The organism is Actinomycetota bacterium (assembly GCA_036280995.1).
Lineage (GTDB): Bacteria > Actinomycetota > CALGFH01 > CALGFH01 > CALGFH01 > CALGFH01.
In genome coordinates, this window is the sequence record DASUPQ010000683.1 from 1 (window position 1) to 2,110 (window position 2,110).

1 protein-coding gene is annotated in these 2,110 nt (G+C 66.6%); it reads right to left on the bottom strand.

All coding sequences use genetic code 11. From position 1 onward, the window contains the following. Positions 1-123 precede the first annotated feature (123 nt). Positions 124-1,818 carry a transposase gene (locus tag VF468_23060; GenBank protein ID HEX5881170.1) on the bottom strand — a complete coding sequence of 565 codons (1,695 nt, stop codon included), beginning with the start codon at positions 1,816-1,818 and terminating at the stop codon, positions 124-126. Positions 1,819-2,110 lie beyond the last annotated feature (292 nt).

A 2,110-nucleotide genomic window follows, 5' to 3' on the forward strand; every position in this document is an offset into this window, starting at 1 on the left:
CCAAGATCAAAGTAGCCCTGACTAGGCCGAAGTTACGGCGGCTTGGGCAGGTGATTGTGGCCGTGACCTGCGGTTTTCGAGTGTCGTGGGGGTGTGTTCTGTCGACGGCGGGTTCGTTGGAGGTCAGGTCAGGGTGGTCGGGATGGGTGTGCCGAGGAGTTGGAAGGCGCGGCGTTGAGTGGGTGTGGGTTCGGCCAGGGTGGGGACGATGGGTCCGTTGGTGCCGTATTGCACGTCGTTTCTGGTCAGTGTGCCGAGGTGGGTGAGCAGGCCTTGGTAGGTGTGCAGGGGTAGTCCGTGGGTGCTGGTGCGGGTGGCCGCTTTCGCCTGCGCTGGTTTGCTTTTGAGCGCTGGTGCGACGGGATCGGTTCGGGTCGGCGGGTTTTCGTCGGTGTAGGTGAGCTCGGCGAGGGTTCTGCGGAGGTGCCAGGTGAGGTGCGCGGCGAGGAAGCAGAGGAACACGTGTGCCTTGACCCGGTCGGGAAGGTAGTGGCGGACGGGTCGCAGGTCGATGTCGATGGCCTTGAGGGATTTGAAGTTCTTCTCCACGTTGGCGAGGTTCTTGTAGGCGCCGATCACCCCCGCGGTGTCCAGATCGGTGTCGGGCACGGTGGTGCGCAGCACGTAGAGGCCGTCCAGGGCGGCTTCGGCGTCGATGCCGGGCTGGTACCGGGTGATCGTCAAGGTGGTGTCGGTGATCGCGACCTGGAAGTGCTTGGCCATCTTGTGCTTGCCCAGGACCCGGCCGACGCGCAATCCGATCTTGCCCGACCCGACCAGCCGCCCGGCTGTCACCGCGGCCAGCACCGGGGCCAGCAAGACCTCGGTGGCGTCCAGCAGGTCGAGGCGTTTGCGGGCTCGGAGGTCGGCCAGGGCGGGGTTCCGGCAGGCGACGAGACGTTCTCCGGGGTAGTCGGGATGGGTGATCTCGGCGAAGTTCTGCTGATCGAACAGGCTCATCTGCAGCGGGCCGGTGTCGGCGGCCAGCGCGGCGATCTGCGGGCCGCGCAGCGCGGTCAACCAGCCCAGTCCGCCGAGCTCCTTGAGGGCCTTGATGCGGGCGGCGGTGATCATCCCGCGGTCGCCGACCATCACCATGTTCTCCAGCCGGAAGGTGTCCTTGACCGCGGTGACCGCGGCGGTGAACGCGGTCGGGTCGGCGGTGTTCCCGTCGAACACCCGGACCGCGACCGGGCACCCGGCGGGGTCGGTCAGCACCGCATACTCGATCTGCGGGAGGTTCTTCTTCCCGTCCCGGGAGTAGCCACGCTTGGCCAGCGGGCATTTCGTGCCGGTCATCCAAGATGAGGACAGGTCGTACAACGCCATCCGCGACGGGTTCACCGTCGGCGCCAGATACCTGGCCGACAGCTTCTTCTCGATCACCTCCTGACGGCCCAGCAGGTGATCCATCGCCGCATACACCTCATCGGTGGACGCCCCCGCCACCGCCAGGTCCGCGCCCAGGGTCAGGTCATCCCAGGCGGTAATGGTGGCCAGTTTCGAAGCCGGCGCGACGGACCGGGAAATGATCAACGCCAACGCCAGGTCCCGCATCCGGCCGGGCGGACCCAGCAACCCGGGCAGCCCGAGCTTCTGCGCCATCGCCCAGACCGCGGCGACGTGCCCGTGCGGCACCGATCGGGTGATCGCGACCTCCGCACCGGCCTCGACCAGGGCCTTCCCGGCCAGCGAGAGGCGGAGCACCCCGATCGCCTCCGCCGGCAGATGGGACAGGTTCGCCACCGTTTCGTTGCGGACCTTGCCCTCATCCCGGAACGATCGGCGCAGCAGGTGGGTCTCGTAGACCCGTGCCACCCCGTCCTTGCCGACGTAGTGACGACGTTGAGTCGAGACATGAACGGCGCCAGAACCCTTCACCACAGCAGGAATCTATCATCAACGGCCCCGCGACACGCCGTTATTAGTGACTACACGCCGACACGGTTTCATAACCATCCACGCAGGCCAGCCGCTACATCACCTCACCAAACCGCCGTAACTTCGGACTAGCACAGCTCGAGGCGAACGCGGCCAACGCGAGCTCTGACTACAGTGGGCGGGTGCCGTACGGCCAGGTGACCGCGGAACTCAGCAGTCCGCAGCTCAG